The sequence below is a fragment of the Arenimonas sp. genome, from assembly GCF_035312645.1.
Lineage (GTDB): Bacteria > Pseudomonadota > Gammaproteobacteria > Xanthomonadales > Xanthomonadaceae > Arenimonas.
On the sequence record NZ_DATGBO010000024.1, the window covers coordinates 1 to 5,268 of the forward strand.

General features: G+C 64.3%; 4 protein-coding genes and 1 pseudogene. All 5 read left to right on the top strand.

Features of this window, described 5'->3' with window-relative positions; all coding sequences use genetic code 11:
• Positions 1–394, top strand: a 394-nt coding sequence (locus tag VKM35_RS01970) for a glutamine amidotransferase-related protein (protein WP_324317801.1), incomplete at its 5' end; no start/stop codon positions are given.
• A gap of 1 nt (position 395) precedes the next feature.
• Positions 396–3,638: a carbamoyl-phosphate synthase large subunit gene (gene carB / locus VKM35_RS01975; protein WP_324317803.1), complete on the top strand. Its 3,243-nt coding sequence runs from the start codon at positions 396–398 to the stop codon at positions 3,636–3,638.
• Positions 3,635–4,114 (top strand): transcription elongation factor GreA, encoded by a 480-nt coding sequence (greA, locus tag VKM35_RS01980; protein WP_324317805.1) that lies wholly within the window; start codon positions 3,635–3,637, stop codon positions 4,112–4,114. Before carB ends, greA begins: the two co-directional genes overlap by 4 nt.
• 9 nt (positions 4,115–4,123) lie before the next feature.
• A complete protein-coding gene (locus tag VKM35_RS01985; RefSeq protein WP_324317807.1) occupies positions 4,124–5,050 on the top strand; it encodes a phosphoglycerate mutase in 927 nt (308 codons plus the stop codon).
• A pseudogene (locus VKM35_RS01990) lies at positions 5,047–5,268 on the top strand (single-stranded-DNA-specific exonuclease RecJ); the annotation flags it as partial. The gene VKM35_RS01985 and the pseudogene VKM35_RS01990, both read left to right, overlap by 4 nt.

Below are 5,268 nucleotides of genomic sequence, written 5' to 3' on the forward strand. Positions count from 1 at the left end.
CTGCGATTACGCGATCGCTGCGATCAAGGAATTTCTCGCCGCGAAGATTCCGATCTTCGGCATCTGTCTCGGCCACCAACTGCTCGGCCTCGCCGCCGGCGCGCAGACGATGAAGATGAAATTCGGCCATCACGGCGCCAATCATCCGGTGATCGATCTCGACATCGGCCGGGTGATGATCACCAGCCAGAACCACGGCTTCGCCATCGACGAGGCCACGCTGCCGGCGAACGTGCGCGTGACGCACCGCTCGCTGTTCGATGGCTCCAACCAGGGCATCGCGCTCACCGACGCACCGGCCTTCAGCTTCCAGGGCCATCCGGAAGCGAGTCCGGGTCCGCACGACGTGTCGCCGCTGTTCGATCGCTTCATCCAGATCATGGAGGCACGCTGAGATGCCGAAACGTACTGACATCAAGAGCATCCTGATCATCGGCGCCGGCCCGATCGTCATCGGCCAGGCCTGCGAGTTCGACTACTCCGGCACCCAGGCCTGCCGGGTGCTGCGCGAGGAGGGCATCCGGGTGATCCTGGTGAACTCGAATCCTGCGACGATCATGACCGACCCGGAAATGGCCGACGCCGTCTACATCGAGCCGATCAATCCCGCGACGGTCGAGCGCATCATCGCCAAGGAAAAGCCCGACGCGCTGCTGCCGACGATGGGCGGGCAGACCGCGCTCAACTGCGCGCTCGATCTCGCCGATGCCGGCACGCTGGAAAAATACGGCGTCGAACTGATCGGTGCTTCGCGCGAAGCGATCCGCATGGCCGAGGATCGCGAATTGTTCCGCGTGGCGATGAAGGAAATAGGCCTGGATTGCCCGAAAGCCGAAGTCGCGCGCACGCTTGAACAAGCGCTGGAGATCCAGACCCGCGTCGGCTATCCCACCATCATCCGCCCCAGCTTCACGCTTGGCGGCAGCGGCGGCGGCATCGCCTACAACCGCGAGGAGTTGATCGAAATCGTCAAGCGCGGCCTCGATCTTTCCCCGACCAGCGAGGTGCTGGTGGAAGAATCGGTGCTGGGCTGGAAGGAGTTCGAGATGGAAGTGGTCCGCGACACCGCGGACAACTGCATCATCGTCTGCTCGATCGAAAATCTCGACCCGATGGGCGTGCACACCGGCGACTCGATCACCGTCGCGCCGGCACAGACGCTCACCGACAAGGAATACCAGCGCCTGCGCGATGCCTCCATCGCCGTGCTGCGCAAGATCGGCGTCGACACCGGCGGCTCCAACGTGCAGTTCGGCATCAATGCCCAGGATGGCCGCGTCGTCGTCATCGAAATGAATCCGCGCGTCTCGCGTTCCTCGGCACTGGCGTCGAAGGCGACCGGTTTTCCGATCGCGAAAGTCGCCGCCAAGCTTGCGGTCGGCTACACGCTGGATGAATTGCGCAACGAGATCACCGGTGGCGTCACGCCGTCCTCGTTCGAGCCGAGCATCGATTACGTCGTCACCAAGATTCCTCGTTTCGCTTTTGAAAAATTCCCCGCCGCCGACGCCCGCCTGACCACACAGATGAAATCGGTCGGCGAAGTGATGGCGATGGGCCGCACCTTCCAGGAATCGCTGCAGAAAGCCTTGCGCGGGCTGGAGATCGGCAAGGTCGGCCTCGATCCCACCGGCGCAGCCGGGCAGGGCGAAGATGGTCTGCTGAAGATCAAGCGTGATCTGAAGGAGCCCGGTCCGGAGCGTCTGTTCCAGGTCGCGGAAGCCTTCCGCGCCGGTCTCAGCGTCGACGACGTGTTCAAGCTCAGCTTCATCGACCCCTGGTTTCTCGATCAGATCGAGGAACTGGTTTCCATCGAAGGCCAGGTGCATCACGACGGCCTCGCCGGTCTCGATGCCAAGCGCCTGCGTGCGCTCAAGCGCAAAGGTTTTTCCGATATCCGTCTCGCGCAACTCAGCGGCACCGATGAATCGGCGATCCGCGCCCTGCGCCGCGCCTTCGGCGTGCGCCCGGTGTACAAGCGAGTCGACTCCTGCGCCGCCGAATTCGCCACGCCGACCGCGTATCTGTATTCGACCTACGAGGACGAGTGCGAGGCGATGCCGAGCTCGCGCAAGAAGATCATGGTGCTCGGTGGTGGCCCCAACCGCATCGGCCAGGGCATCGAGTTCGATTACTGCTGCGTGCACGCGGCGCTGGCGCTGCGCGACGATGGTTACGAAACCATCATGGTCAACTGCAATCCGGAAACCGTTTCCACCGATTTCGATACGTCCGACCGCCTGTACTTCGAGCCGCTGACGCTGGAAGACGTGCTGGAGATCATCGACGTCGAAAAACCCGAAGGCGTGATCGTGCAGTACGGCGGGCAGACGCCGCTGAAACTCGCGCGTGCGCTGGAAGCCGCCGGTGCGCCGATCATCGGCACCTCGCCCGATTCGATCGACCTTGCCGAAGACCGCGAACGTTTCCAGCAGCTGGTCGAAAAACTCGGCCTGCGGCAGCCGCCAAACCGCACCGCGCGTACCGCCGAAGAGGCGCTGGCGCATGCGCGCGCGATCGGTTATCCGCTGGTGGTGCGCCCCAGCTACGTGCTCGGCGGCCGCGCGATGGAGATCGTCTATTCCGACGAAGACCTGTCGCGTTACATTCGCGAGGCGGTGCAGGTGTCGAACGATTCGCCGGTGCTGCTCGACCGCTTCCTCGACAACGCCGTCGAGGTCGACGTCGACGTGATCGCCGATGCCGAAGGCAACGTGTTGATCGGCGGCATCATGGAACACATCGAGGAAGCTGGCGTGCATTCCGGCGACTCCTCCTGCTCGCTTCCGCCTTACACGCTGAGCGCCGCGATCCAGGATGAACTGCGCAAGCAGATGACGATGATGGCGCGCGAGCTCAAGGTGGTCGGCCTGATGAACGCGCAGTTCGCGATCCAGTTCGACAACGAGGGCGGCGAAACCATCTTCGTGCTCGAGGTCAATCCGCGTGCCTCGCGCACGGTGCCGTTCGTGTCCAAGGCGATCGGCCAGCCACTGGCGAAGATCGCGGCGCGCTGCATGGTCGGCCAGTCGTTGGTTGCGCAAGGCAAGACCCGCGAGATCGTTCCGGAATATTTCTCGGTCAAGGAAGCGGTATTCCCCTTCGCGAAATTCCAGGGCGTCGACCCGATCCTCGGGCCGGAAATGCGTTCTACCGGCGAGGTGATGGGTGTCGGTCGCACCTTCGAAGAGGCTTTCGGGCGCGCCGAGGAAGCGGCCAACATCAAGGCGCCGCCGGTCGGCAAGGTGTTCATCTCGGTGCGCGACGGCGACAAGTCGCGCGTGCTCGATGTCGCACGCATGTTGATCGAACGCGGCTTCACCCTGGTCGCGACGACGGGCACCGCCAGCTACCTCGATGGCAAGGGAGTCGTCTGCGAACGCATCAACAAGGTGATCGAGGGCCGGCCGCACATCGTCGACCTGATCAAGAATGGCGAGATCGTCTACATCGTCAACACCACCGAGGGCAAGCAGGCGATCGCCGACTCGTTCTCGATCCGTCGCGAAGCCTTGCAGCATCGGGTAACGTATTCCACCACCATCCCGGGTGCGCGCGCGCTGATCCAGGCGATCGATACCCGTAACCATCCGCGCGTCTGGTCGCTGCAGGAATTGCACAAGGAACTTCAAGGATGAGCATCGCTCCACTGACCACGCAGGGCGCGCGTCGCCTGCGCGATGAACTCGAGAACCTCAAGTCGGTCAAGCGACCGGCAGTGATCAATGCGATCGCCGAAGCGCGTGCGCACGGCGATCTCAAGGAGAACGCCGAGTATCACGCCGCCCGCGAGCAGCAGGGCTTCATCGAGGGCCGCATCCAGGAGCTCGAATACGTGCTCTCGCACTGCCAGCTGATCGATGTCGCCACGCTCAATGCCGGTGATCGCGTCGTGTTTGGCGCGACGGTGGAACTCGCCGAATCGGAGACCGACGAGCGTGTGACCTACCAGATCGTCGGCGACCTGGAATCGGATATCAAGCAGGGCAAGATCTCGATCTCCTCGCCGATCTCGCGCGCGATGATCGGCAAGCACGAGGGCGACACGATCACCATCGATGCGCCCGGCGGCCAGCGCGAGTACGACATCATCGCGGTGCGTTACGTCGGCTGAGGCCGCACGATGGCCGCTGTCGACACGCTGACATTGCTGTTGCCCGAGCGCCGGCGTTTCGCCGGGCAGGCGCTTTCGCCGGAAATCGGTAAAACTTTGGCACGCGCCGATCGCCTGGCTGCGGTTGATGCCGGCGAACGCGCGCAACTGCTGCGGCATTTCGAATTGCTGCCGCGCGGGTGGCCGATGGCGGCGATGACGCGGCAACTCGATGCTGGCGACGCTGCGGTCCATGCCTGGTTGCGCGTCGATCCGGTGTTCGTGCGCCCGGACATGACCGGCGCGCGCCTGATGGCCTGGGGCAATCTCGGACTGTCGATGGCCGAAGCGGAAGCCCTCGTCAAACCTCTCAAGCCGATGTTCGGCGACACCGGTTTTCCGATTTCGGTGGCATCGCCCGAGCGCTGGTACCTGATGCTGCCGCGCGAATCGAAGTTGCCGATATTCACTTCACCCATCGACGGACTCGGCGAGGATCTGCTCGCGCATCTGCCTGAAGGTCCGGAAGGACGGCGCTGGCGGGCGCTGCTCAACGAGGCGCAGATCCTCCTGCACAATCATCCGCGCAATGCCGAACGCATCGCCGCCGGCCTGCCGCCGGTCAACAGCCTGTGGTTCTGGGGTGGCGGCGTGCTTCCCGATTCAGTGCGCTGCTCGGCGCCGAGCGTGATCGGCGACGACGTCGAGCTGCGCGCTTTGGCGCAGCAGGCCAAAGCGAATGCGGCAGCGGCCGATGGCGGCGATGTGCTCGTCGATCTGCGCGACGCCCGCGACTGGGCGATGGTCGAGCGCAGTCATCTGCTAGATCCATTGCGCGCCCTGGGCACGCGTTACGCCGGCATCGTGCTCGATTTCGCCGACGGCCAGCGTTGGCGCATCGCGCGCGGGCAGGGCTGGCGTTTCTGGCGGCGCACGCTCACCAAGCTCGACGCGTGAGCGCCGACGCGCGCATCGTCCGGCGCACGATTCCGGAATTCGCCGCCTGGCCGGATGCGACGCCGGCGGTGCTGCAGAGAATCTATGCCGCGCGTGGCGTCTGCCGCCCCGAGGATGCCGAGCTGAAACTTGCGCGCCTGCTGTCGCCGGAAACCCTCGGCGGCCTTGATGCTGCGGTGACGTTGCTCGCAGAGGCGATAGCGGAACACAGGCACATC